At 53.6% G+C, this 24,238-nt stretch carries 22 protein-coding genes; 13 read left to right on the top strand and 9 right to left on the bottom strand.

Annotated elements, in window-relative coordinates:
- Positions 1 to 200: 200 nt before the first annotated feature.
- The 3 genes from H8B13_RS02370 to H8B13_RS02360 all read right to left on the bottom strand — a co-directional run bounded on the left by H8B13_RS02370 (position 201) and on the right by H8B13_RS02360 (position 2,405).
- Positions 201 to 1,199 carry a glycosyltransferase family protein gene (locus tag H8B13_RS02370; protein WP_187309216.1) on the bottom strand — a complete coding sequence of 333 codons (999 nt, stop codon included), beginning with the start codon at positions 1,197 to 1,199 and terminating at the stop codon, positions 201 to 203.
- A gap of 115 nt (positions 1,200 to 1,314) precedes the next feature.
- Complete coding sequence (locus tag H8B13_RS02365) at positions 1,315 to 2,187, bottom strand: UDP-2,3-diacylglucosamine diphosphatase (RefSeq protein ID WP_187309215.1); 873 nt, start codon at positions 2,185 to 2,187, stop codon at positions 1,315 to 1,317.
- Positions 2,187 to 2,405: a hypothetical protein gene (locus H8B13_RS02360; RefSeq protein WP_187309214.1), complete on the bottom strand. Its 219-nt coding sequence runs from the start codon at positions 2,403 to 2,405 to the stop codon at positions 2,187 to 2,189. Before H8B13_RS02360 ends, H8B13_RS02365 begins: the two co-directional genes overlap by 1 nt.
- A 191-nt stretch (positions 2,406 to 2,596) precedes the next feature.
- Between H8B13_RS02360 and H8B13_RS02355 the strand changes: the two genes are divergently transcribed.
- The gene (locus H8B13_RS02355; RefSeq protein ID WP_187309213.1) at positions 2,597 to 3,181 is read left to right on the top strand and encodes a hypothetical protein; all 585 of its coding nucleotides are present in this window, start codon (positions 2,597 to 2,599) and stop codon (positions 3,179 to 3,181) included.
- Positions 3,182 to 3,300: 119 nt separating this feature from the next.
- Here H8B13_RS02355 and H8B13_RS02350 read toward each other — a convergent pair whose 3' ends face one another.
- Entirely contained in the window at positions 3,301 to 3,825 is a 525-nt protein-coding gene (locus tag H8B13_RS02350; RefSeq protein WP_187309212.1) for an NUDIX domain-containing protein, read from the bottom strand.
- A 216-nt stretch (positions 3,826 to 4,041) separates the two neighbouring features.
- Between H8B13_RS02350 and H8B13_RS02345 the strand changes: the two genes are divergently transcribed.
- Positions 4,042 to 5,454, top strand: a complete 1,413-nt coding sequence (locus H8B13_RS02345) for a DEAD/DEAH box helicase (RefSeq protein WP_187309211.1) — start codon at positions 4,042 to 4,044, stop codon at positions 5,452 to 5,454.
- A gap of 133 nt (positions 5,455 to 5,587) precedes the next feature.
- Positions 5,588 to 6,091 (top strand): hypothetical protein, encoded by a 504-nt coding sequence (locus H8B13_RS02340; RefSeq protein WP_187309210.1) that lies wholly within the window; start codon positions 5,588 to 5,590, stop codon positions 6,089 to 6,091.
- Between the two features lie 141 nt (positions 6,092 to 6,232).
- Here the strand turns inward: H8B13_RS02340 and H8B13_RS02335 are convergent, their stop codons facing one another.
- From H8B13_RS02335 to H8B13_RS02325, 3 genes are all read right to left on the bottom strand, one after another.
- Positions 6,233 to 6,412: a hypothetical protein gene (locus tag H8B13_RS02335; RefSeq protein WP_187309209.1), complete on the bottom strand. Its 180-nt coding sequence runs from the start codon at positions 6,410 to 6,412 to the stop codon at positions 6,233 to 6,235.
- An 829-nt stretch (positions 6,413 to 7,241) separates the two neighbouring features.
- Complete coding sequence (locus H8B13_RS02330; protein ID WP_261990194.1) at positions 7,242 to 7,898, bottom strand: helix-turn-helix domain-containing protein; 657 nt, start codon at positions 7,896 to 7,898, stop codon at positions 7,242 to 7,244.
- Positions 7,899 to 8,264: 366 nt separating this feature from the next.
- Entirely contained in the window at positions 8,265 to 10,022 is a 1,758-nt protein-coding gene (locus tag H8B13_RS02325) for a murein L,D-transpeptidase (RefSeq protein ID WP_187309207.1), read from the bottom strand.
- A gap of 281 nt (positions 10,023 to 10,303) precedes the next feature.
- Here H8B13_RS02325 and H8B13_RS02320 point away from each other — a divergent pair, with 281 nt between their 5' ends.
- Positions 10,304 to 12,118 carry a M1 family metallopeptidase gene (locus H8B13_RS02320; protein WP_187309206.1) on the top strand — a complete coding sequence of 605 codons (1,815 nt, stop codon included), beginning with the start codon at positions 10,304 to 10,306 and terminating at the stop codon, positions 12,116 to 12,118.
- A 166-nt stretch (positions 12,119 to 12,284) separates the two neighbouring features.
- Entirely contained in the window at positions 12,285 to 13,205 is a 921-nt protein-coding gene (locus tag H8B13_RS02315) for a cyanophycinase (RefSeq protein WP_187309205.1), read from the top strand.
- A gap of 124 nt (positions 13,206 to 13,329) precedes the next feature.
- Here H8B13_RS02315 and H8B13_RS02310 read toward each other — a convergent pair whose 3' ends face one another.
- Positions 13,330 to 14,277: an isoaspartyl peptidase/L-asparaginase family protein gene (locus H8B13_RS02310; RefSeq protein WP_187309204.1), complete on the bottom strand. Its 948-nt coding sequence runs from the start codon at positions 14,275 to 14,277 to the stop codon at positions 13,330 to 13,332.
- Between the two features lie 200 nt (positions 14,278 to 14,477).
- Here H8B13_RS02310 and H8B13_RS02305 point away from each other — a divergent pair, with 200 nt between their 5' ends.
- The 3 genes from H8B13_RS02305 to H8B13_RS02295 all read left to right on the top strand — a co-directional run bounded on the left by H8B13_RS02305 (position 14,478) and on the right by H8B13_RS02295 (position 16,874).
- Positions 14,478 to 14,909 (top strand): DUF3127 domain-containing protein, encoded by a 432-nt coding sequence (locus H8B13_RS02305; protein ID WP_187309203.1) that lies wholly within the window; start codon positions 14,478 to 14,480, stop codon positions 14,907 to 14,909.
- Between the two features lie 370 nt (positions 14,910 to 15,279).
- Positions 15,280 to 16,164, top strand: coding sequence for an SDR family NAD(P)-dependent oxidoreductase (locus tag H8B13_RS02300; RefSeq protein ID WP_187309202.1), 885 nt, complete (start codon positions 15,280 to 15,282; stop codon positions 16,162 to 16,164).
- An 89-nt stretch (positions 16,165 to 16,253) separates the two neighbouring features.
- The gene (locus H8B13_RS02295) at positions 16,254 to 16,874 is read left to right on the top strand and encodes a helix-turn-helix domain-containing protein (protein WP_187309201.1); all 621 of its coding nucleotides are present in this window, start codon (positions 16,254 to 16,256) and stop codon (positions 16,872 to 16,874) included.
- A gap of 284 nt (positions 16,875 to 17,158) precedes the next feature.
- Here H8B13_RS02295 and H8B13_RS21480 read toward each other — a convergent pair whose 3' ends face one another.
- Positions 17,159 to 18,661 carry an alpha/beta hydrolase-fold protein gene (locus H8B13_RS21480; RefSeq protein WP_315985097.1) on the bottom strand — a complete coding sequence of 501 codons (1,503 nt, stop codon included), beginning with the start codon at positions 18,659 to 18,661 and terminating at the stop codon, positions 17,159 to 17,161.
- A gap of 137 nt (positions 18,662 to 18,798) precedes the next feature.
- Between H8B13_RS21480 and H8B13_RS02285 the strand changes: the two genes are divergently transcribed.
- From H8B13_RS02285 to H8B13_RS02265, 5 genes are all read left to right on the top strand, one after another.
- Positions 18,799 to 19,503 carry an esterase family protein gene (locus H8B13_RS02285; RefSeq protein WP_222841314.1) on the top strand — a complete coding sequence of 235 codons (705 nt, stop codon included), beginning with the start codon at positions 18,799 to 18,801 and terminating at the stop codon, positions 19,501 to 19,503.
- An 89-nt stretch (positions 19,504 to 19,592) separates the two neighbouring features.
- Positions 19,593 to 20,693, top strand: a complete 1,101-nt coding sequence (locus tag H8B13_RS02280; RefSeq protein ID WP_187309200.1) for a RimK family alpha-L-glutamate ligase — start codon at positions 19,593 to 19,595, stop codon at positions 20,691 to 20,693.
- Between the two features lie 91 nt (positions 20,694 to 20,784).
- Entirely contained in the window at positions 20,785 to 21,888 is a 1,104-nt protein-coding gene (locus tag H8B13_RS02275) for a carboxylate-amine ligase (RefSeq protein ID WP_187309199.1), read from the top strand.
- 148 nt (positions 21,889 to 22,036) lie between these two features.
- Entirely contained in the window at positions 22,037 to 22,870 is an 834-nt protein-coding gene (locus H8B13_RS02270) for a type 1 glutamine amidotransferase (RefSeq protein ID WP_187309198.1), read from the top strand.
- A 124-nt stretch (positions 22,871 to 22,994) separates the two neighbouring features.
- Positions 22,995 to 24,182, top strand: a complete 1,188-nt coding sequence (locus H8B13_RS02265) for a hypothetical protein (protein ID WP_187309197.1) — start codon at positions 22,995 to 22,997, stop codon at positions 24,180 to 24,182.
- Positions 24,183 to 24,238 lie beyond the last annotated feature (56 nt).

The following is a 24,238-nucleotide window of genomic DNA, read 5'->3' as shown; positions in this document are numbered from 1 at the left end:
GGGCCTGCACGAATAGAGCAAACTGGAGAGCTAAGATAACAGCGCTGTGAGGAGCATAAACCAAAAAAGTGCTCAGACTTCTCAGCATAGTGCGAAGTTCTGATCACTTTTTTAATCCTATCAACTTATACAGCTACGATAATCAGGAAGTTAGATAAGCAGTAGTATGACACCAGCCTCCTTAAAAAGCCCCCCAGCGCTTATTTTAAGTGTTCGCGCAGCAGCTTATCCAGCACAGCGGCAGTTTCGTCGGGATAGTTTACGGGAATGGGTTTGCCAAACTGCAGCCATTGGTCGAGGCCATCGAGGTGCTTGTCCTTGAGTCCTTTCACTACGGGCACGCCCATTTTAGCCAGCGCGGCGGCATTGCACGCCTGCTCATACTGATTTTTCATGGGCACCACGGCCAGCTTCTTGCCTAGAAAGAGTGCCTCGGCGGGCGTCTCGAAACCGGCCCCGCACAGCACACCGGCGCTACGGGCAAGGCTATCGGTGAAGGCCGCGCCGCTCACGGGGCGTACACGCACATTACCATGCTCAGCCTCCTTTTGGCTGTGCTTGCTGAACACCTCCCAGCGGGTGGTACGGCTGAGGTAGCGTAGGCGCGCTACCAGCGTTGCCTCATCGTAGGCCGGCAGATACACCGTGTAGTGCTCCTCATTGGTGGGAGTAAGAGCACGCACCTGCCCCCGAATAACGGGCGTGTACGTGCCTTCATCGTAGCGCTCAAAGTGAAAGCCATAGTGAGCCGTGGCGGGGGCGTAGTGGCGTAGCACCATGCGGCCAACCACATCGGGGCGCTTGGGCCGGGGGGCATTTTTGGTAAGTACTGCACTCTGATGACTCAAAGCAATACAGGGCACGTGGCGCAACCGGCACGCCCACGCCGACACCGGCTCAAAATCGTTGATAACCAGATCGTACTGCTCTACCGGCAGCTGCCGCATCTCGCGCACAAAAGCGGGAGCATTTACTTGTCCAAATGTTTTGGTAAAGCTGATACCACCGCTTTTCCCAAATACGAACCCCATGCCGTGAAACTGATACTGCACTGGAAAGGGCAAGGCCAGGTCGGCGGGCGGGCCGCTCACGAGCACATCGAGGTGGGAAGCGCGCTCCTGGAGCAGCGGAATAATATCGCGGGCCCGGCTTAGGTGGCCGTTGCCGGTGCCTTGAATGGCATAAAGAATACGAGGCAAGGGAAAGAGATTAAACGTGAGATAGCGGAGTAACTGTTGAGGTAGCAGGCTCCGTGCTATTTCGACATTTATTCGGGTTATGTATAAAGCGGGCAGTTAAAAAGCAGCTTAGGGTCTACTTCCCACTCCTAATTTCTTCGAATAGCGCGGTTTCCAGAGCGCCAAACGCCTCATCAAGTTCACTTTCTGTTTCCAGCTCGGCGGGCTCTTGCATTAGCGGGTCGTCGGCATAGCGATAGAGTTGCCAGCCGGTATCGGCGCTGTACTCGAGGGCAGTTAGGTTTTCGACCCAATCGCCGGAGTTTAAGTAGGTCACCGCCCCTTTCTCCGTAGCAATGGTTTTGATTTCGGGATAATGAATGTGCCCGCAGGCCACGTAGCGGTAGCCTTCGTCGGCAGCAATGCCGGCGGCGGTTTGCTCAAAGTTGCTTATTAGGCTCACGGCGCCTTTCACTCTGTCTTTCACAGCTTTGGATAAAGCCACCCGAGGCCTTCCCATTTTCTGCAATACGAAATTTACAAGTCGATTGAGCAGAATCAAAGCGTCGTAGCCCTGGGCACCCAACTTGGCCAGCCACTTCGAATGCTGCATGGTAACATCGAATACGTCGCCGTGGAACATCCAGGCTTTGCCGTCGCCGGGCAAGTCGAGCACTAGTTTGTTGGCAATACTCAGAGCACCCAAGCGAGTGCCGGTGAATTTGCGCAGCAACTCGTCGTGGTTGCCGGTGAGGTAATGAATCGGTGTGCCCTTGGCAGCTAGGCCAGCCAAGTGGCGCACCACGCGCATATGCGAAGCCGGCCAATAGCTTTTGCTGAATTGCCAGATATCAACGATATCGCCGTTGAGCACCAGCACTTTAGGCCGAATACTCTTGAGGTAGCGCAATAACTCCTCGGCGTGGCAACCATACGTACCCAGATGCACATCGGAAATAATGGCTACGGCCACGCGGCGACCTTTGAGGGCTTTCTTTTTCTTTCCCATTAGGCAGCACGATAATGTTGAGTTGAAAACAGAGAGCATCGGCCGCTGGGGGGCAAAAAAGAGGCTTTGACCGCCGTGCGCCCACCGAAGCTAAACGAGAAATGCCCCCCAGCGACGGCGCGCAGCCCGATGGCTACAAGCAGTGCCAGCTGGCAAGTTGCGTAAGCCAATGACCAACCCGAAAGGTGCAGCAGCGGCAGTATTATAGGAGCGTGCATATGGCCAAAGCAGGTTTACCCGCCGCAAAGATCGGGGCGGTCTATGACGCCAGCGTTACGCAAGTATTATGGGTTTGTCACGCTTTTTGCTGTGGCGCGAGTATGCCGCCAATCTTCAGCTTAGGGCAGCACTCCACTCCTACTTTTATCGCGCTACAGCGCAGCCTCATTTTCCTTTCTTATCAATCTCCATGAAAAAAATTTTACTCCTCTGCTGCCTCTTATCATCTTTCGCTGCTACGGCCCAAAAAAGCCAAAAGTCCAAGGATAAAGATAAGGAGAAGGAAGAGCGCAAGCAGCGCTACATGATTCCACAAAAGGATAAAGACTGCGCTTATATCTCGAACGTAACCAAGAATACTGGCGAAGATTCGGAAGCCAACGGCACTGCTACGCGCCTAGCCTACCGCCCCTATGAGGAGCTACTCACCGAAATAAACGCCTTGCGCAAAATGAACAACTGGGCCGATACGACCTATCAGCGCCGTTTCAACAGCCTGCCCGCCGGCGGCAACTTGGTAGTAACCATGTATCGGCGCGGTGCCCAGAATGCTGACCCGAGCCTGCTCAGCATCACGGCCAAGAATAAAGCAGGGGAAGAAGTATTTAACAAAACCCCTGCCGCTGGCAACGGTCGCTTCTGGAATCGTGACCTCTACAAGAGCGAGCGGACTATTCCATTTGTTAAAACCGAAACGCCCCAGCCCCTCACTGTCATCATCACGGATTCCAAGCTCCAGCAAAACTTCGAGTACGTGGTAGATCCGCAGGGCTAATTAGAACGTCATGCAGAGGCAGAGCCGAAGCATCTCGCTCGCTTCGTTGATTAGCTTGGCAACGTCAGCACGCAAGATGCTTCGGCTCTGCCTCTGCATGACGTTCTATATAGACGCTTTTATTCTTTTGCCTTCCGTAGCTGGGCCCACTGCACGGCTATTATCGTTTTGGCATCTTCGAGGGGCTCGGCTGTCAATTCATCCCAAGTAAATTCTTCGGCTGCCAACTTTTCGCCCTCGCTGGCCTCACCGCCGCCGGGGGCGATTTGTTGACTTACCTCGGCGTAATAGATGGTAATGCGCTCCGAATTGGCCCCCGGCGAAGGGTACATCTGAATTATTTGTTCTAAATGATCAACTTTGTACCCTAATTCTTCTTTGATCTCACGACGCAGCGCCTCTTCCGGGCTCTCCCCTTCTTTGTCGAGCATGCCAGCGGGCAGCTCTAATACGTCGGCCTCGGCACCTACACGGAACTGACGGACCAGTAGATAACGTTGGCGAGTGGTATCCAGTACCAAGGCCGCTACGGCCTCACCGGGCTCGAACCGGATGCGCTGGTATTCCTCGGAGCCATCCTGCACCGTGAGTTCACTAAGTTTGTAAAAGCCTTCGTAGAGGATTTTCCGGTCCTTTATGTTCATAGGTCGTAAGCTTGGCGTGTAAACGTTGGATTTTATCGGAAATAACTGAGCCAGGCGCGGCGCTTGGCTCTGGTTATACGTTCAACCGCCGCAATCCGCTTACGCTCCCGGCACTGCCGGGGGGCTTTTTTCTCTTTTTCGACCGGTCTTTAAGCCGCGTTTTTGTCGGCTGCCGCCTACCGTATTCGTTAGGGGTGGCTCCTTTTATCTTTTTCAATGTCATTCGACGAACTCAATCTGATTGATCCTATCCTCCGTGCCCTGCACGAGGAAGGCTACACCACGCCCACCCCTATTCAGCAGCAAGCCATTCCGCAGGTGCTAGAAGGCCACGATTTGCTGGGCGTTGCCCAAACGGGCACCGGCAAAACCGCTGCCTTCACTGTTCCAATTCTTCAAATTCTAACCCAAACGGCCAAAGTAGCGCATGTGTCGCACTCGCGAATCCGCTGCCTGGTGCTCACTCCTACCCGCGAGTTGGCCATCCAAATTGGCGAAAGCTTCGCGGCTTACGGTCGCCACTTGCCCCTGCGCCACACCGTTATTTTCGGGGGCGTGGGCCAATTGCCCCAAACCAATGCACTGCGCCGCGGTGTAGAAGTACTCATCGCCACGCCCGGTCGTCTGCTTGATCTGATGAACCAAGGCTTCGTGGATTTGCGCCACGTGGAAGTATTCGTGCTTGATGAAGCCGACCGCATGCTGGACATGGGCTTTATCAACGATATCAAGCGTGTGCTGCCCAAGCTGCCCACCGCTCGCCAAACGCTGTTCTTCTCGGCTACGATGCCCGGTCCTATTCAGGAACTGGCCAGCACGATTCTGAAGCCCAATCCGGTAAAAGTGGCCGTTACGCCCGTGTCAAGCACGGCCGATACGGTTTCGCAAGCCGTGTACATGGTCGATAAGCACGACAAAGCGGACTTACTGGAGCATTTGCTCGCCGACAAGAATATCCGCCGGGTGCTCGTGTTTACGCGCACCAAGCACGGCGCCGATAAAGTAGTAAAGACGTTGGTAAAGGCTGACATTGCCGCTGAAGCTATCCACGGCAACAAGTCGCAAAACCACCGTCAGCGCGCTTTGTCGAACTTCAAGGCCGGCAGCATTCGCGTGCTGGTCGCCACCGACATCGCCGCCCGCGGCATCGACGTGGACGAGCTGACGCACGTCATCAACTACGAAATTCCGAACGAGCCCGAAACTTACGTGCACCGCATTGGTCGCACGGGCCGCGCCGGAGCCAATGGTATTGCCCTTTCCTTCTGCGAAGACGAGGAGCGCGCATACCTCCAGGATATTCAGAAGCTGATTCGCCGCCAAATTGATGTAGCCACGCACCCTTACCGGTCCACGGCTATTGCGCCGGTGCTGCTGAACGGCCGCGAATCAATTCAGCGTCCGAAAGGTCCAGCGGGTCGCCCAGCCCGACCCGGCCGCGATGGTGGCGGCGGTGGACGCCCAGCCCGCGCTGGCGCTGAGTCAGCGAGCCGCGGTGGCCAGGGCCGCCCGGCCGCTGGCCCACGCTCTTCTTCTCCCCGGCCCGCCGGTGGCGAGCGCACGAGCAGCGGTGGCGGCACTGGGGGGCAAAATCGTCGTCGTTACGGCAGCGGCGGTAGTGGCCGCTAGTCACTCAAAATGCTAAACCAGAAGCGGGGCCAACGAATAGTCGGCCCCGCTTTTTTGTGAAACAAAACAGTGTTCTTTAGCCTTATATACCTGGAAGTCGTTCAGTACTTGTCTCAACCCGATCCATCCATTTATGGCTAAGAGCACCCTTCCCGTTATTCAGGCCCTACGCGACACGGCTCAGCGCCTCGCTACTCAGGCTCCCTACCAATGGGGCCATATGGGCAGTTGCAACTGCGGCCACCTTGCCCAAACCGTTACGCGCCTCACCAAAGCCGAGATTCACGCCCGCGCCATGCAGCGCTACGGCGACTGGGAGCGCCAACTAATTGACTATTGCCCCACCAGCGGCCTGCCCATCGATCAAACTATTGACGAAATGCTGGCTTTAGGCTTCTCCCGCCAAGACCTGACGCACCTCGAACGCCTCGCCGATCCTACCATTCGGGCGGCAATTCCCTTTGAGCGTCGCAATGCTCTCCGCCACAACCAGCGCGACGACGTAGTACTCTACTTACGCACCTGGGCCGACTTACTGGAGAATTCTTTACTCGCCAATATCAGCCTCCCCGATTTTGCCCCCCAGCCCGCTCCGGTTGCAAACACCGAGCAACTGGCAGCGGTGTTGGTCAACTAATACAAGGGCTAACTCCCAAAGGCCAACTTTCTAGCAATGCAGAAGCCCCACCTGACTTACGTCGGGTGGGGCTTCTGCATTATCCTGAGTTTATCTGCTACGACAAGTCAGGAGGGACTAGCGACCCGCCTGACTTGTCGATTATTGTTGAATGGAAGGTTCGCTGCTCTGAGCTTTGCGGTACATCTCCGTGCGGTGCGCCCGCTTGTAAGCCGCATCGGCGTTAGGATCTTCTTCAGCGTTCGGGGGCACTGAGCAAGAAGTAGTCATGAGGAGTGAGGCGCAGGAAGCAAACAGCAGAAGCAGACGGAATTTTTTCATACGCCAAAGGTAAGCACCCCTATCAAAACTCCCAACTGCTGTGCTAAACGAAAAAGCAGCTTTGGCAACGCAATAAGTTATTATGACTAATTCCGTCTATCAAGTGACGTAACAATGCACTTGCCCACGCGCTTTAAACAGATAACATTTGATAACTAAGACGAAAGTGCAACCATCCAAAGACCACTAAAAAATTCGTACGGGCAAGCCTGGTAGGTGGCTTCACTATGCTTTCAAAGTCGCAGCAGATTTAAGAACTAGTACTAAAGCTTTTAGCGCCCAACAACCTTCCTGTTACTTTCACTTTTAACATGAATTAACCATGTCAAATGGCTTAGCAATTCTCTAAAATTAGAGCCATGAGGACAACCGATTAATTATAGCTTGTCTTTTGCAATCAAACAATAAACTTACAACATCTAAAATAGCACGCATACAATGATACTATTACTTTTATCAAATCGCTATAAACATCTGATTATCGGACTTATATATGAATAATATTAGTAAAATAATATCTATATCATAATGCTGTTTTCAACTATAACTATCCTCATTGCTACAGACATCATTATCAGGCGTATCCTATAGATAAATCACCTTTTATGCACGGGCAGAAAACCTACCAAAACATGCTTTACTAGATTGTACTTCGGGTAGTATAAAAGGCTGCATACCGCTTATTCAGCATTTCAAATGTTTGCGCCTTATAGAGCTAAAAGCAGGGCTATATACGTGTCTAAAGCGCCTGATTCACGCGCTTCCGGATACATATACGACAGGCCTTGGGTAAGTAGTTTGGGTACCTTGAGCAGGCAACAGCAATACCCTAACTGGGCATTTCCGGCTGGTATGCAGAAAAGGTGCCATCATGATAAAAGATCACGATGCGGCGAATCGTTTTGCCTGGCTCCGCAAAAGCGGACAACAAATCGGGGGAAGCGGGCACCGGGGCAGTAGGTGCCTGGGGGGCATTTTGCGAAGCAGCAACAGCCACTGATGGAGCAAGTGTAGGCTGAGTGGCCACGACAGGTGGAACTGGCCGAGGCGCCTCTGGGCTTTCGGGCGCAGGAGGGGTGTACACTGGAGCCGGTGGAGCAGTCGCGGCTGCCGCCGCCTGTACAGGCGGTGCGGCCGTAGCAATAGGTCCTGTGGCTTCTAAGGCACGTGCTGCCGTGCGTTTAGGGCGCTGATTAGCAGCTGTTGCCTCTGAACTTGCTGGTATTACGGCGCTTTCTGGGGCAGTTGGAACCGGGGTAGCGGGTTGAGAAGCAGCGGAAGCCAGCATGGGGCCTTGCCCACTCAGGAGCCACGGCAGTGATATGTCTGGAAAGGCTGCGATTATTTTCTGAACAACCTCAAGGCTTGGCTTATTACGCCCACTAAGCACATGGCTGATGATAGGACGCGCCAAGCCTAGTGCATCGGCAAATTGAGTAGGGCTCAACTGTCGGGTCTGTAAAATTTGCCGGATGCGCTCAACCATAATATATCCTGAACTAACGATTTACAAATGTACGAGTATATAGGAATCATGGACACATCACACTTCTAGTTACATTTATAAACTATGCAAGGCTCATGGCGTTACGTATGTTAACATCAGTAAACACTAACGTACCTATTTACAAATGTCAATTGCAAACATATTTAGAGTTACGCACGAATACTGTAATCTACTCCTACTACTCACCACACAGATTCATTACTAGCTGGCGATGGATAGAGAACAGCAAATCTTAAAATTAATAACAGCAAATAGCCCCCCGCGAACACTAAGTCGCGGGGGGCTATTTTGGCTTGGGATTCTAATTAGTATACAAGAAGGAGCTACCGACCGGATGTGGAATCCTTAGTTGAAATACTGTTGAGCTAGCACCTTATCATGGCCATAAATGTCGTCGCGGAAATGCACACTGCCGTCTTCATCTACCCACGCAGTGAAGTAAACTAAATACACGGGCAGCTTTTCATTCAGCGTTATGTACTTCTCTTTGCGAACTTGGATAGTGTCCAAGATGGTCTGCCGGTCCCAGCCGGGCTTATTGCGGAGCAGGTATTCGGCCAGTTTAATGGGCTCCTCCACCCGTACACAACCATGGCTAAAGCCGCGCTTGGTTTGGTTAAACAGCTCGTCATTGGGAGTATCATGGAGGTAAATATCGTCGGAGTTCGGGAAGATAAATTTGACCTCACCCAAGTCGTTTTTGGGACCCGGACGACGACGCAGTGTGTACTTAAATGTCTTTTCGTTTACGTTCGTCCAGTCAATAGAACTGGGGTCAACGGGCACCGCTTTGGCGCCGTAGCCCTTTACCACTTCCATATCCAGGTGGTCCAGGTAGCTAGGATCGTTGGCCAATTTGGGGGCCAATTCTTTCTGGATGATGCTCATGGGCACGTTCCAGTAAGGCGACAAAACTACGTATTCCAGCTTGTCGCTGAACACCGGTGTAGCGTTTAAAGTCTTGCCCACGATTACCCGCATATTGAACACTTCCTTGTTGTCCTCAATTACGTGGAGCTTGTAGTCGGGAATATTAACCAATAAGTAATCTGGTTCAAATCTCTTCGGAATCCAGCGCCACCTTTCCATGTTCAGCATGATCTGATCGATGCGATCAGCCAGCGGCACATTGAGCAGACGCAGCGTTTCACCTCCAACTACGCCGTCGGGCTTGAGGCCATTTTGCGTTTGAAAGGCCTTCACGGCATCTACCAACTCGCCTTCATAGACGGCGGCCGGACTTGTATTAGCAGTTGGTGTAGCAGCGGTGCCGTTGTTATTTACGGGCTGTACAGGCGCCGCTTCAGGCTCAGATTTACCCCCCAGCAGACGCTGCCGCAACTGCGCAACGGCCGGCGATGAACTCCCTGGCTTTAGCTTTGTGCCGGCTGGAATAGTTGGCCAGCCGCCATTGCGCTGCAACGCCCGGTAGTCAGCCAACGCTTTTTTCAAAGCATTATACTCCGGGTGAAGCGGCTCGAATTCGTAGTAAGGATAGGTGCTTTCCCGCTCCTGAAGAATGGTCATCAGGGCCTTGTGCAGCTTAATCTTGTTGCGTTTTACCCGCCAATCTATATTCTTAACCTCGCGCGGACTTACCGTTCCCCGATAAAAATCGGATGCCCAGTTGAAATACGTGCTTGACAATGCCACGTCAATTTCCTTTTCTAAGGCATTGCGCTTAGTCGAATCCGATTGCGCCGCTTCCAGATTAGCAAAAAGCTTATCGAAGTCCTTGACTTTGTATTCTTTAGGGTCCAGGCCTTCGTCGGCGGCTTTTTCAAGAACCCCGAGCATCGTTTTGGCCTGCGGCACCAGCTCATGGTTTCGGAACCAGCCTAGGCGGTAGTCCCGCTCTTTATAAAACTTTTTACCCCACTCGATGTGCTCCTTGAAGGCGGGCTCGGCGCTCATCTGTCGAATCACGTAGGTGCTATCCAGCTTAGGCTGAGGGCCACCTGCTTTGGTGAGGGCACCGGGGAGGGCATCTTTAATCTGATCCTTCTGATCCTGGCTGCATGATGAGGACGTGACAAGCACCGCAAGGCCCAGCAGCCAAACCATGAAGGTGGAAAGAAAAGAAAAGCGAAAGAGAGATTTCATATGTAAATAAAGAAGCGACAGAAAACGCAAGTAGTACCAAGTAACCTCCTCAACAAACCTGAACCTAAGATAGGTCCCTGGTGGCAGCTTGGGCGTTCTACTGCATTCGGCCCCGCGAAGTTTCCGCGGGGGTACGAATACGCCTCGGTTGGCAATATACACGTTTTGCTTCCACAATTGTATACTGCGTTACCGCTCGCCAGCGAGGGTTTTGGCTACCTTTACTTTCCTCGCCCTCCTTTTTGAGGAAAAGATTAAAACGTACTTTTTGGATTTTGCCGATGCCCACTCCCTCCGCCTCTAGCGCTTTCTCTACCCCCGATCCTCACAGCTACGCCCGCCCTGCCGAAGCACGAGTGCATCACCTAGCTCTTGACCTAAGCGTTGACTTCACGGCGCAGTCACTCACGGGTCAGGCCACCTGGCAGTTTAGTAACCCGGGCGGTGCCCCCGATATTTATCTGGATGCCCGCGACCTTCAGATCGAGTCGATCTTGCTCGACGGCCCGGATGGTGCGGCCACCACCTACGAGTTGGGAGCCCCTGACGCAGTGCTGGGTCAGGCCCTGCGCATAGCCATTACACCGACGACTACGGCCATCACTATTCGGTATCAGACCTCACCCGAAGCAGCTGCCTTGCAGTGGCTATCTCCTACACAAACCGCAGGCCGGGAGGAGCCATTTTTATTTACCCAGTCTCAGGCTATTCTGGCGCGCACCTGGCTTCCCTGCCAGGACTCGCCCGGCGTGCGCTTCACCTACGAAGCCTGGGTTCGAGTGCCGGCCCATCTGCTGGCGTTGATGAGCGCCGAGAATCCACAGGCAAAAGATCCGCAGGGCGAGTACCACTTTCGCATGACGCAGCCCATTCCAGCATACCTCATGGCGCTGGCCGTGGGCGACCTAAGCTACACTCCCATCAGTGCCCGCACTGGCGTTTATGCCGAACCCGTAAGCTTGCCAGCCGCCGCCTCGGAGTTTCGAGACCTCGAAAAAATGGTAGCGACAGCCGAGGGATTGTATGGTCCCTACCGCTGGGAACAATACGATTTGTTGGTTTTGCCCCCCAGTTTTCCTTTTGGTGGAATGGAAAACCCAAGATTAACATTTGTAACACCTACCGTAATAACCGGCGACCGTAGTCTGACCAGCTTAATAGCGCATGAACTGGCGCACTCCTGGTCGGGCAACCTGGTTACAAATGCAACGTGGAATGATTTCTGGCTAAATGAAGGCTTCACGGTCTATTTTGAGCGGCGGATTATGGAGAAGCTATATGGCCCCGCCTACACCGCTATGCTTCAGATGTTGGGTTATAATTCGTTGCTCCATACCATAGAGGAAATTGGCCCCCAAAGCCCCGACACCCACCTCTACCTCAACCTTACCGGCCGCGACCCCGATGATGGGCTCAATGATATCGCTTACGAAAAAGGCGACTACCTCCTCCTCACGCTGGAGAGCCTGATAGGTCGTTCCCGCCTCGATGCCTTTATTAAGGAGTACTTCGCACAGCACAGTTTTCAGAGTATGGACACGGCTTCCTTCGTGGCTTACCTGCGCCGTGAGCTATTGGATCGGGAGGCCGGCCTCGAAGAAAAGCTTCAGCTGGATGCCTGGATCAATGGGCCCGGCATTCCAAGCGTAGCCCCGGCCATAACCTCCGAGCGCTTCGCGGCCGTTGATGCCGCGCGGCGCCAGTGGGAACGTGGCACCCCGGCCGCCGACTTGGTCGTGTCGGAGTGGAGTACGCATGAGTGGGTTCATTTTGTGCAAGGCTTGTCCACCGATTTATCTGGGGGGCAAATTGCGGAGCTAGATGCTGCCTTTCAGCTCACCCAATCCGGCAATGCCGAAATTCTGGCGGCCTGGCTCCCCGTTGCATTGGCAGCGGGGCATCTGCCGGCCGAGGAAGCTACCCAGCGTTTTTTGCTGCGCGTGGGCCGGCGCAAGTTTTTGACTCCTCTGTATAAAGCACTATTGGCCCTCCCCGATGGGCAGGGCCGCGCCCAGGCTATCTACGCCCGCGCCCGTCCTAACTATCACGCCGTAGCCACCAGTACTTTTGATGCGCTATTGGGTAGGCCGGCATAAATCTGAAGAAGAAAAAGGGCCAAAAGTGAGAGGATTGAGTTGTTGAGTTGTTAGGGGGCCTGTTACTCACTCTGCCAGGGGAGCTACATTAGGCCATGCATGGCCCGAAGCTTGCTTGAATTTGGAGCTGACTGCTCTGTTGTTTTTTGTGTTGAACTAGTATAGAATGTTGGTATTGGAAAATCTAAAACCTCTCGGTAAACTAATTGCCATAGGTGGCAATGAGGATAAAGGCACTTACCCCAACCCCCGCACCAAGAAGAAATATTACCTCAACTTCTTCGAGTTGGGTATTCTGAAAAGGATTGTAACCGAATCGGGGAAAGCCGACCCGCGCATTGAGGTTGTCACCACAGCTTCCATGATTCCGGAAGAGGTAGCACGCATTTATGTGGCGTCCTTTGCTATGCTCAACTGCCTCAATGTGGGAGTTTTCGACATTCGTGTGCCCGAGGACACCGACCGGCCAAAGCACCTGGACCGCCTGCGCGAAGCCGACATTATCATGTTTAGTGGGGGCAATCAATCACGGCTCACGGAAATGTTCGGCAACACTGAGTTTCTGCGTATTCTCACGGAGCGCTACCACCACCACGCCAACTTTATCATTGCTGGTACCAGCGCCGGGGCCATGGCGATGTCAAAAGTAATGATCCGGGGCGGCAGCGTGCCCGACGCCCTGATGAAAGGCGCTGTCAAAATCGGAGCTGGTCTGGGTCTGATGCCAAAAGTTATGATCGACTCGCACTTCGTGAAGCGTGGCCGCTTCGGCCGCCTCATTGAGTGCGTGGCCTTATATCCCAAGCTGATTGGTATTGGTTTGGGCGAGGACACCGGTATACTTATCACGGAAGGTAATCTGATTGAAACCATCGGCTCCAACCTGGTCGTGATTATGGATGGGCACAACCTAGAGCATAATAACGCCAGCCTGGCGAAGAAAGGCGCGGCCCTTTCCATCGAGAACATGGTGCTGCACGTGCTCATTAAAGGCAACGTGTATAATATAGAGGAGCGCAAGTTCTACCCAAGTAAGGCAGTTTTGCCCCCCGTAGCTTCGCCCAAGCCTGAGTCGCAGGTGTTGTAGAAGCCTCTCTATTTTCAAAACGAAAAGGCCGCTCTTCTTTGGAAGAGCGGCCTTTTCGTTAACAATGCTTGGTGCTTGAGGTCAGCGCACTACTCCTTATATATATAGTGCATCTAAAGTGGCTCTATTTATCCTCATAAATGGCGGTGAAAATCGGGCTGTCTGAAGTGATGGTACCACGGTACATGCCACTTGAATTGAAGGGTAGCGCCAGATTACCGGCACCATCTACCGCTATCAATCCGCCTTCGCCGCCAACGGGCTCCAGTTTATCGTGCACTACAATGCGGCAGGCTTCGGCTAAGCTCAGGCCGCGGTATTCCATGAGGCAGGCTACATCGTAGGCAGCAACGGCGCGCATAAAGTATTCGCCCGAGCCAGTGCAGGAAATAGCGCAGGTTCGGTTGTCGGCGAAGGTGCCGGCCCCGATAATGGGCGAGTCGCCGATGCGGGAGTAGCGCTTGTTGGTCATGCCGCCGGTGCTGGTAGCGGCGGCCAGATTGCCGTGCTGGTCGCGGGCAACGGCACCTACGGTTCCCATTTTCTTCGGGGGGGCTTTTTTCGATTCGCTGTGGTCCAGATGAATCCCTCCCGACTCCAGCGCTTCCTGCAACTGGTCGTGGCGATGCTGGGTAAAAAAGTACTCATCGGGCTGGGTGGGTAAGTTATGCTCGCGAGCAAACTCCTCCGCCCCCGGCCAGGCCAGCAGCACATGGTCCGACTTATCCATCACCATACGAGCAACGCTAATTGGGTTTTGCAGATTACGCACGCCCGCAACGGCGCCGGCGCTTCGATCGCGCCCGTCCATGATAGCGGCATCCATTTCGTGGCGTCCATCATGGGTGAATACGGCACCACGGCCAGCATTAAACAAAGGCGAATCTTCGAGCAAGCGCACCGCAGCTTCTACCGCGTCGAGGGCGGCTCCGCCCTGGCGCAGCACATCGTGGCCCGCTTCGAGCACCTGCCGGAGCGCGGCGTGATAGGCCTGCTCTTTTTCGGGTGTCATTTGGTCGCGGGAGATGGTGCCCGCCCCGCCGTGAACGGCCAGTGCAAAGGTGGATTTCATACGAATAAAAATGGGTGGATACGCCCTAAAGCGCAAGATAGAGACAAACCCTGGTTAGCTTTCGGAACCAGTTTGAGGTAGTTTTGGTCCTTACAGGTACGCAGCCAACGGACCGGAGTTCGACCCGTTTTATTAACCGAAACGGGTTTTTTTTCGTACGTTTGACTTCCCATTTTCATCATTTCAACTATTCCTTTTTTATGGCTTACGACGCTACCGGCCGCCTGCACGAGATTTTCGACGAACAGCAGGTGAGTGAAAAATTCCGCAAGCGCGAGTTCGTGCTGGAAGTCCAGGAGGGCCAGTACCCCGAGCATATCAAGTTCCAATTGGTGCAGGATAAGACAGCCCTGATAGATCCTTTCAAAATCGGCGACGAGGTAAAAGTGACGTTTAATCTGCGTGGCCGCGGCTTCAACAAAAACGGCCAGATGCTGTACTTCACCAACCTAGAAGCTTGGCGCATCGAAGCTGGTACAGGGGGCGGTGCTCCCGCTGCTGGCGGCAACTACGCCAATCAGCAGCAAGCGGCTCCCCGCGCTACGGCCCCCGCTCAGAACCAAAACCCGAACCTTCGCGCTCAGCCCGCCGCTCCTATCGCCGGCGACGACGACAACGATCTGCCTTTCTAAGCGTTCTGCTTTGCGAAATCTTCTCAATGCCGCCTTCCACCGAGGGCGGCATTGTTTTTTCTAGCTGGGGGGCTTTTATACTTAGATTTTGTTTTCAGCTGATGATCTTGGGTTGGCAGAGCGCAGCGAAGCATCTCGTTCGCAGTAGAGGGGTTACTAATCCCAATTAAACACGCGAGATGCTTCGCTGTGCTCTGCATGACGTTCTCTTCCGCTTTCATTACTTATCGCATGCCTTTCTTATCAAAGACACTTTTTAGTCTTGAAAAGCCGTTTACTGCCGAACCACTGCCTGTTTTTCAACGTCTGCCCTTCTAAAGCGTACGTTACTTCAATTTTTGCCCCCCACTACTGATTTTGCTTTTTCCTGATGACCGCGTCTTCTGAATCTACTTTTTCTCCTCTGCGCGGTAAAACGGCCCTCATTACCGGCGCTTCTGGCGGCATTGGGCTGATAACGGCCCGCGAACTGGCGCGGCGAGGCGCCCGCGTAGTAATGGTGTGCCGCAACCCGGAGCGCGGCGAGCAAGCCCGCACGGCCATCCGCGAAGCCATCGGGGCCGATGCTCAGCTCGATCTGCTGCTTTGCGACCTGTCGTTGCTGTCCAACGTGCGCACCTTGGCTGCGGAAGTGAGCCGCCGCTTCGATCAGCTTGATATTCTGGTGAATAACGCCGGCATATTTCCGGGTCCGCTTACCATTACCGAAGAAGGCCACGAGCTGAGCTGGGCCACAAACCATCTGGCCGTGTTTGCGCTTACCAATCTGCTGTTGCCGCAGCTGCTGGAGGCTCCGCAGGCGCGTATACTTACTGTAGCATCCGAAGCGCACTGGCTGGGTGAAATTGAGACTTCGGCAGAGGCCCGCAATGCGCGCGAAAAATACAGCTCGTTCACGGCTTACTGCGATTCCAAGCTAGCCAACATCATGTTCACAAGCGAGTTAGCGCACCGCCTCGACCTGACCAAAGTAACCGCTAACTGTTTGCACCCCGGCATGGTAGACACGGGCTTGGTGCATACGGGCAGTTCTCCCCTGATGAAAGCCATGTGGTGGACCGCCCGGCCGTTTATGATCAGCCCCGAAAAAGGCGCCCAAACCAGCATTTACCTAGCTTCTTCGCCTGAAGTTGAAGGTGTGAGCGGGAAGTATTTCAAAAACCGCAAACCCAGCCGCGCCTCTGGCCGCTCCCAGAGCCGCCCCGAAGCCGCCCGCCTCTGGCGCCTCTCGCAGGAGGAAACGGGTATAGAATAAGTAGAATTAATTGAGCACAAGGCACATTATCCTCTATCACAACCTGAAGGCTCAAATCAGAGTTTTCTTTCACAACTACGGTATAGCCCATGCCTACGCTGCAGGAAATGATTTGGGAGGGTGAGGGAGAACAGGTAGAGTTCAAAAAAAAGACCACTCACCCCACGCGCATTTCGCGCACCCTGGCTTCCCTGGCCAACACGCGCGGTGGCTACGTGCTGGTCGGCGTCGACGATGATGGGCGGATTGTGGGTGTGCGGGATGCGGCGGAGGAAATTCATGTGCTGCGCGACGCGGCCACTCATTACGTAGACCCTCCTATCCTACTCACTTTCAAAGAAGTAGAGGAAGATGACCGTACAGTACTCATCGTGACGGTGCGGGAAAGCGCGCATAAACCTCACCGGGCCCAAGTGGCCGCGGGCGATTGGCGCGGCTACGTGCGCGTGCGCGACCAGAGCGTGCAAACCAGCAGCCTCACCGAAAAAGTGCTGCAACGCGAAGAACCAACATTTGAGAAAATCCCGCTGAACAAGGACGAGATAGCCGTGCTCGATTACCTGCGCGCCAATCCGCGCATCACGCTGGCTCAATATCAAAAACTCATCAATGTTGGGGAGCGCCGGGCCTACCGCACCCTCATTAAGCTCGTTCTGCACGGCTATCTGCGCCACCACGACAAGCAAAAGGAAGTGTATTACACGTTATAAATCATAAAGCGAACAGCCCAGACATCGCAATGATAAACAACAAAAAAGCCCCCCAAACAATACTTGGGGGGCTTTTTTTAGGCGTAAGCAGCTTATAGCTCGCTGCTGCTTTCGCGCGACTTTTTCTTTTCGTCTTTAGCGGCTTTCTTTTCTTTCGCCGACTTGGTCGGCTCTTTCTTTTTCTCTTTGCGGGCGTCTTGTGCTTTAGCCATGACTAGAACAGATGAAGGTGAGAGGTGGAAGTATTAACGCAGGCTGCTTCGCTTGTGTTGTGCGCTCTAAAGCTACAATAACGGCAAATACCGTTCATGCAAAATTGTTAAATGATGTGCCTCATGTCCTGGCACCACATGCACCAGCGCCCGCACACTAATAGGATGGTCGTTAGCCAGACCTACTTTATCGAGGATGTGGGGGGCAAATGACCGGTACAACGCTACCGTACTCGCGCGTACGGCAGCGTACTCAGCCAGCAAATCGGCCAGCGGGCGGGTGTTGGCTTCCGAAGCTGGGGCGTAGGCATTTTCATCGAAGCCCGGCAACGACTGCTGGTCGCCGCGAGCGATGCACAGGGCACGGTAGGCAAAAATGCGCTCCGAATCCAGAATATGCAGAATCATCTCCTTGATGGTCCATTTCTCAGGGGCGTAGGCCAGCAGCGCCTGTTCATCCGTCAGTGAGCCCAGCAGGGCCAGAGCGTGGACGCCTTGTTTTTCCAGAAGCTCCACCGGATCAATACTATCGGGTACGTGCCGGAGATAGTTCTCGTAATAAGCTGGGTATTCGCCGCTGACGGGCTGCTTGATGAGCACAGGTTCCGCTGGCACCGCTGCTTCAGCAAGCTGGGGGGCAATTTTGGCTGCTTGCCGCCGCTGTCGGTTTAAGCGCTGAGCGCTTCCCCAGTTTCGCTTAGAGGGCAGAGCACCAGCAGGCAGCCAAGCATCGGCAGGCTGGGGCGCCGTTCTGCCGAAGGCCCAGCGCAGAAAGTCTGGCATAATGCGGCCCCATGTTTCCTGGTTGTGCCGACCACCGGCCACTTCCACGTAGCGAATATTCTCATCAGGAATACCCTGGCGAATTAGGTCCGCCATCAGGTCTAGTGTATCCTCAATGGAGTCGATGATGCCGTTATGGTTACGGTCGTTGGTTTCGTCCAGCGTTCCGGTTTGGAGCCAGAAGCGGTGATTGTGATGAGGCCGGCCCGAGCGTACGAGCGAATGCATAATACGGTCGGCATCGATGTAGCCGTCTTCAAAGGCTTTGCGCCGCCACCAGAAGGAGCCGGAAAAAACGCCCGCCCGCGTAAACGCATCCGGGTTACGCCATACCAAATCGAAAGCCATGAGTCCGCCCAGGGAAAAGCCCGCAAAAACTGATTGGTCGGGGTCGGAGGTCACGTGGTATTTCTGCTGGACATAAGGCAGTAATTCTTCCAGCACAAAATCGGTGTATAGTTCGGCCTTATTGCCGCGGCCCAAATAATCGGGCCGACCGGCGGCACCGTATTCGTGTATTCGTTCGCCGGCATGGATGGCAACGAGCACAAACGGGCGCAACGCCTGCTGCTGGTAGAGCGCGTCGAGAGTAGCTTTCAGGCGTAGGCGTCGCAAATCCTGGCCGTCATTCATATACAGCACCGGATAGAGCCCGTGGCTGGCAGGGTCGAAGGCGGGTGGCAACACCACGTCAAGCCGCACCGTACGCTCTAAAGAAGCTGACTTAAGCGCTTCGTCGCGTATTACTTGTACGGTGGCGGCTTGGGAAGGCGAAAAAAGAGAATGATTCATTAGGAAAGCTAAATCGGCGGACGCTGTATTCAGCTTGCAAGGTACCTTTTTCCAGTTCTTAGCTGAAGCTTACATGGTGCATTGAAATATTTCATTACTTTTCTCCTATCTCCTCTCCCTCTAAGGTCTCTACGATTTTGCACGAAGAATACCGCTCCTTTCACTCCCATCATCTCGGCCACGCCATCGAAATGCTGGTTTTTGGTACTCACGGGTACCCAATCGTCATTTTCCCGACCTCGGGCGGACGTTTTTACGAGGCTAAAGATTTTCTGCTGGTCGAATCGGTACGCTGGTTTATTGAGTCGGGCAAAATCAAGCTATTCTGCCTCGACAGCCGCGACCACGATAGCTGGTACGCCAAGCACCTGCACCCTGCCGAGCGGGTCCAAAACCACAACCGCTACGACCGTTTTCTCAGTCAGGAATTCGTGCCCGCGCTCCAGCAGGAGTGCAACGTCCATAAAATTGGGGTGGCCGGATGCAGTTTTGGCGGCTTCCATGCCCTCAACTTCGCCTTTCGGCACCCCGAGCAGGTAGCCTACTTATTTACGATGGGCGCCGCCTTCGACATGCGGCGGTTCCTCGATGGACATTACGACGAGGATGTGTACTACAACAACCCGCCGCAGTACATGCCCGATGCCCAGAATGAGCATTTCCATCAGATGAATATCGTGTTGGGCACTGCTGAGCATGATTTCTGCCGCCCCGGCAACGAGGAAATGTCCGGCATCCTGCACAATAAGGGCATTCGGCACTGGCTCGACATTCGGCCCAATGGCAGCCACGACTGGCCCATCTGGCGCGAAATGTTTCCGCACTACCTTTCCTTGATGTAAAATTGCTCCCCAAGCCTTTTCACCGCGTCAAGCACTCTGCCTGACGCCCTTTCATATTGAACACTCCCTCAGATTTTAACCTCTACACCATGAAAAAAATCGGAATTCTATTCGGCCAGGAAAACACGTTTCCCCAGGCTTTTGTCGATCGGGTAAATGAGAAAGCCGGCGGCGAATTCACCGCTGAGTTTGTCTCCATCGACCAAGTCGAGCAGAACGTGCCCACCGACTACGCCGTTATCATCGACCGCATTTCCCAGGACGTGCCTTTTTATCGGGCCTATCTCAAAAACGCGGCCCTGACTGGTACTGCCGTCATCAACAACCCCTTCTGGTGGAGCGCCGACGAGAAGTTTTTCAATAATGCCTTAGCGGTGCAGCTTGGCGTGCCCGTACCGCGCACCCTGCTCCTGCCCTCCAAAGAGCGCCCCGACGACACCAGCGAACGGTCGTTCCGCAATCTGCGCATGATGGATTGGGACATGGCTTTCGAAAAGATCGGCTTTCCAGCTTTCATGAAGCCTCACTCCGGCGGCGGCTGGAAAAGTGTGTACAAGCTCCACAACCCCGAAGAGTTTTTCCGCGCCTACGCCGAAACCGGCCAGCTAGTGATGCTATTGCAGGAAGCCATTGAGTTCGACGATTATTTCCGTTGCTACTGCATCGGTGGCAAAGAGGTACTTATTATGCCTTACGAGCCCCGCAATGAGTTTCATCAGCGCTATGCTACCCAGATGAAAACCACCGGCCCCGCTGGCGAAAAGCTTCTAGCTACTATTAAGGATTACGTTTTGCGCCTCAATAAAGGCTTGGGCTACGATTTCAACACCGTAGAATTTGCCGTGCGCGATGGTATTCCAATTGCCATCGACTTTGGCAACCCCGCTCCCGACGCCGATGTAAACTCCGTAGGCCAGCAGAATTTTGAGTGGGTAGTGGAAGCTGCCGCCAACCTCGCCATCGAGAAGGCCCGCGCCTACCAGCCCGGCCGCGACAACCTGACTTGGGGCACTTTTGTGCAACGCTCGGCCCAGAACGGCTTCCAAGATTCGATTACAGCGGGCAAAGCTGTAGCTGCTAAAAAGCCCGCCGCTACGAAAGCAGCTGCGCCAAAGAAGGCAGCGGCCGCTCCTAAAAAAGCAGCCGCTCCCAAAGCAACGACCCCTAAAGCTAAAAAGGCTCAGGAATAGTATCTGGGGGGCTTTTTTTGCGAATTATATTCGAAAAAAGCCCCTCAGCGCTTTTCGCGGCATCTCTTCCCATTGATAAGTAAGTAACGTTATGGCTAAGCCTGTTTTTACGCTCGGAATAGAGGAAGAATTTCAAACGATTGATCCGGAAACCCGGGATTTGCGCTCTCACATGTCTCAGATTGTGGAGGGTGGCCAAATGATTCTGCAGGAGCAGGTGAAGGCCGAAATGCACCAGTCAGTGGTGGAGGTTGGCACTACTATTTGCCAGAATATTGAGGAAGCCCGTCATCAGGTGATTCATCTACGCCAGCAGGTGATTGAGCTGGCCGACAAGGTAGGATTGAAGATTGCCGCCGCGGGCACGCACCCGTTTTCGCGCTGGCAGGATCAGCCAATTACCGCTGACGTACGCTACGACAAGATTGTGGAGGAATTGCAGGATGCTGCTCGCTCCAACCTCGTATTTGGCATGCACGTGCACGTGGGCCTCGAAACTCGCGAGCTAGGCGTGTACATGATGAACTCGTTGCGGTATTTCCTGCCGCACATCTTCGCCTTGTCTACCAACTCACCTTTTTGGGAAGGTCGCGAAACGGGCTATAAGTCATTCAGAACCAAAGTATTTGAGCGCTTTCCGCGTACGGGTATCCCCGAACACTTTGCCAGCGCCAGCGAGTATGACGAGTATATCGCTTTGCTGGTAAAGACGGGCTGTATTGATAATGGCAAGAAAATATGGTGGGATTTGCGCCTCCATCCTTTCTTCAACACGATTGAATACCGCGTGTGCGATATGATGCTGCGCGCCGATGAGGCCATCGCGCTGGCAGCCGTGATGCAGGCGTTGGTAGCCAAAATTTACAAGCTGAGGATCAGCAACCTCAGCTTCCGGCAGTACCGTAAAGCTCTCATTAACGAGAACAAGTGGCGGGCCGCCCGCTATGGCATTGCCGGCAAGATGATTGATTTTGGCAAGCAGGAAGAGATTCCTACCCGTACCCTCATCCTGGAACTACTTGACTTTGTAGACGATGTAGTAGATGAGCTAGGCAGCCGCCACGAGGTAGAGTATGTATTGAAGATGCTGGAAATGGGCACCGGCGCCGACCGTCAGCTAGCCGTATTCCGCCAAACCGGTGACCTCAAGCAGGTAGTAGACTTTATTGTTGCTGAGACCAGTTATGGTCTTTGATTTTGAAATGATAATTGGATAAAAACGTCCTGATAGGCAACTACGTTGTATCTTGCCAATGAGTGTAGACCTCACAGACCCATTGGGCAACTGCTGAGGTCTACTTTTTTTCAATAATTGGCTGATTACCTGTAGTTAGCACCGTTGCATGAAGTTTTTGAAGATTGCCATTTTAGATATGTACGACAACCGGCCTAATGAAGGCATGCGTTGTATTTTGCGGTTAATCCGTCAGGCTCAGTCTGATGGTGCGGCCTTATATTTCGACATTTTTAACGTTCGGGCCAATGGTGAGTTGCCGACGTTGGACTATGATATTTACATCTCTTCGGGTGGTCCCGGCAGCCCGCTTCCTTCCGATGAAGCCTGGGAGCAGCCTTATTTTGCACTTATCGACAGTATTTTTGCTTGGAATAGCATCCATGTGCGCAAAAAACACATGTTGCTTATCTGTCACTCTTTCCAGTTGGTGAGTCGGCACTTAGGCGTTGGCACCTTGAGCAAGCGCAAGTCAACGTCGTTTGGGATTTTCCCCATCACCAAAACCGATGCCGGGCAAGCCGATCCCTTGTTTGCATCTCTGCCTGCCCCATTCTACGCCGTCGATTCGCGCGATTATCAGGTAGTCGAGCCTGATGCTGACCACATGGCTGACTTAGGTATCAAGGTATTGTGCTTAGAGAAAGAGCGCCCTCACGTACCGTTGGAGCGGGCCATTATGGCTATCCGCTTTACGCCCGAAATCGTTGGTACTCAGTTTCATCCGGAGGCCGATGGTGAAGGTATGCTGCGGTATTTCCTGACCGATGCCAAACGTCAGCAGATTGTACAGGAGCATGGCGAAGACAAATACAACGACATGGTGCGCCTGCTTCAGGACCCCGGCACAATTGAATTAACCGAATCAGTCGTCGTGCCTACATTTCTACGGGAGTCTATTACTGCGTTGACGACGCCGGAAGCTACTTTACAGCCAGTATAGCTACCGTCGACACCGGCATTTAGCAGAAAGAACGTCAGGCGCCACACAGGTGGAGTCTGACGTTCTTTATTTTGCGTACACTTGCCAAACCCTTACTCTCCACTCCGCTTCTATCCATCTCGCTATGATTCCCGAAATCCGCCAAGCGTACAACCAAGCCTTTAGCGTGTCGCGTTACCAGGAAATGCTCGAAGCTATTGAGCGTGAGTTGCCTGGCCTGCCGGATTTCCGTATTGCCGAAACGCCCATCTTCGTGCCCGCCGCCCTGCGAGATAAACTGATCAGCGCCGGCGAAAGCATTATTGACGTACTCACGGCCCCCAACTTTAAGGCGCTTACCGAGCAGGCTGTGCCGCCCCGACAGCGCGTACCCAACGAAAACGAGCACACTTCTTTCCTGGCAATTGACTTTGCTGTGTGCCGAAATGCGCAAGGTGAGTTGGAACCGCAGCTAATTGAGTTGCAAGGTTTCCCGTCGTTGTACGCATTTCAGGACTACCTGCCGCGGGTATTCAGGGAGCATTTTCCGGTACCCGATTCCGTGTCACACGTCTTTCAGCCGGGCGGCAGTGCCGCTTATATCGAGCATTTGCGCGAGCTTATTGTAGCTGATGAAAATCCGGAGCAGGTAATCTTGCTGGAGCTATTTCCGGAGAAGCAGAAAACCCGCCTCGACTTTGAGCTGACGCGCCGGGCCATAGGAATTGAGGTGGTGTGCTTAACGAAAGTCCGCAAGCAAGGGCGTCACTTATTTTATGAGAAAGATGGGCGACAGGTCCCGATTAAGCGCATTTATAACCGCTTGATTTTCGATGAGCTAGACCAGCACCCCGATCTAAAGACGGAATTTCAGCTTACTGACGACGTGGATGTAACATGGGTAGGGCATCCCAACTGGTTTTTCCGCATCAGCAAGTACACTATGCCCTTGCTGCACAGCCCTTTTGTGCCCGAAAGCCACTACCTCCATACCTTAACGACTTACCCTGCTGATCTGGAGAATTATGTGCTTAAACCGCTGTTTTCCTTCGCCGGTAGCGGCGTGCGTCTGCATATAACCGCTGCCGATCTGGATGCCATCACCGACAAGCACAACTACCTGCTCCAGCGCAAGGTGCAATACGAGCCAGTAGTGCAATCAACGGATGGGCTGGTGAAATGCGAAATCAGGATGCTGTATGGCTGGCCGGAGCATGCGCCGCGGCCACTCTTACTTACTAATCTAGGCCGCCTAAGCCGCGGCGAAATGATTGGGGTCGATTTTAATAAGAATAAAGATTGGGTAGGTGGTACAGTGTGCCTGTTTGAATAGTCTGCACGCATCTCATTTATACATTTTTAGCTTAAAAAAAGCCCCATGAGGGGCTT

The organism is Hymenobacter sp. BT188 (assembly GCF_014333585.1).
Lineage (GTDB): Bacteria > Bacteroidota > Bacteroidia > Cytophagales > Hymenobacteraceae > Hymenobacter.
Note: the sequence above shows the minus strand (reverse complement) of the source record. Positions and strands in the feature narration are given on the sequence as shown.

What these genes read in the sequence shown, in the direction of transcription:
- H8B13_RS21480 (WP_315985097.1), bottom strand. Translation starts at nt 18,661, where the DNA reads ATGAATCATTCTCTTTTTTCGCCTTCCCAAGCCGCCACCGTACAAGTA.
- H8B13_RS02330 (WP_261990194.1), bottom strand. Translation starts at nt 7,898, where the DNA reads ATGGTTGAGCGCATCCGGCAAATTTTACAGACCCGACAGTTGAGCCCT.
- H8B13_RS02335 (WP_187309209.1), bottom strand. Translation starts at nt 6,412, where the DNA reads ATGAAAAAATTCCGTCTGCTTCTGCTGTTTGCTTCCTGCGCCTCACTC.
- H8B13_RS02350 (WP_187309212.1), bottom strand. Translation starts at nt 3,825, where the DNA reads ATGAACATAAAGGACCGGAAAATCCTCTACGAAGGCTTTTACAAACTT.
- H8B13_RS02325 (WP_187309207.1), bottom strand. Translation starts at nt 10,022, where the DNA reads ATGAAATCTCTCTTTCGCTTTTCTTTTCTTTCCACCTTCATGGTTTGG.
- H8B13_RS02280 (WP_187309200.1), top strand. Translation starts at nt 19,593, where the DNA reads ATGAAAAAAATCGGAATTCTATTCGGCCAGGAAAACACGTTTCCCCAG.
- H8B13_RS02295 (WP_187309201.1), top strand. Translation starts at nt 16,254, where the DNA reads ATGCCTACGCTGCAGGAAATGATTTGGGAGGGTGAGGGAGAACAGGTA.
- H8B13_RS02340 (WP_187309210.1), top strand. Translation starts at nt 5,588, where the DNA reads ATGGCTAAGAGCACCCTTCCCGTTATTCAGGCCCTACGCGACACGGCT.
- H8B13_RS02265 (WP_187309197.1), top strand. Translation starts at nt 22,995, where the DNA reads ATGATTCCCGAAATCCGCCAAGCGTACAACCAAGCCTTTAGCGTGTCG.
- H8B13_RS02300 (WP_187309202.1), top strand. Translation starts at nt 15,280, where the DNA reads ATGACCGCGTCTTCTGAATCTACTTTTTCTCCTCTGCGCGGTAAAACG.
- H8B13_RS02355 (WP_187309213.1), top strand. Translation starts at nt 2,597, where the DNA reads ATGAAAAAAATTTTACTCCTCTGCTGCCTCTTATCATCTTTCGCTGCT.
- H8B13_RS02365 (WP_187309215.1), bottom strand. Translation starts at nt 2,187, where the DNA reads ATGGGAAAGAAAAAGAAAGCCCTCAAAGGTCGCCGCGTGGCCGTAGCC.
- H8B13_RS02315 (WP_187309205.1), top strand. Translation starts at nt 12,285, where the DNA reads ATGTTGGTATTGGAAAATCTAAAACCTCTCGGTAAACTAATTGCCATA.
- H8B13_RS02275 (WP_187309199.1), top strand. Translation starts at nt 20,785, where the DNA reads ATGGCTAAGCCTGTTTTTACGCTCGGAATAGAGGAAGAATTTCAAACG.
- H8B13_RS02305 (WP_187309203.1), top strand. Translation starts at nt 14,478, where the DNA reads ATGGCTTACGACGCTACCGGCCGCCTGCACGAGATTTTCGACGAACAG.
- H8B13_RS02345 (WP_187309211.1), top strand. Translation starts at nt 4,042, where the DNA reads ATGTCATTCGACGAACTCAATCTGATTGATCCTATCCTCCGTGCCCTG.
- H8B13_RS02320 (WP_187309206.1), top strand. Translation starts at nt 10,304, where the DNA reads ATGCCCACTCCCTCCGCCTCTAGCGCTTTCTCTACCCCCGATCCTCAC.
- H8B13_RS02270 (WP_187309198.1), top strand. Translation starts at nt 22,037, where the DNA reads ATGAAGTTTTTGAAGATTGCCATTTTAGATATGTACGACAACCGGCCT.
- H8B13_RS02310 (WP_187309204.1), bottom strand. Translation starts at nt 14,277, where the DNA reads ATGAAATCCACCTTTGCACTGGCCGTTCACGGCGGGGCGGGCACCATC.
- H8B13_RS02360 (WP_187309214.1), bottom strand. Translation starts at nt 2,405, where the DNA reads ATGCACGCTCCTATAATACTGCCGCTGCTGCACCTTTCGGGTTGGTCA.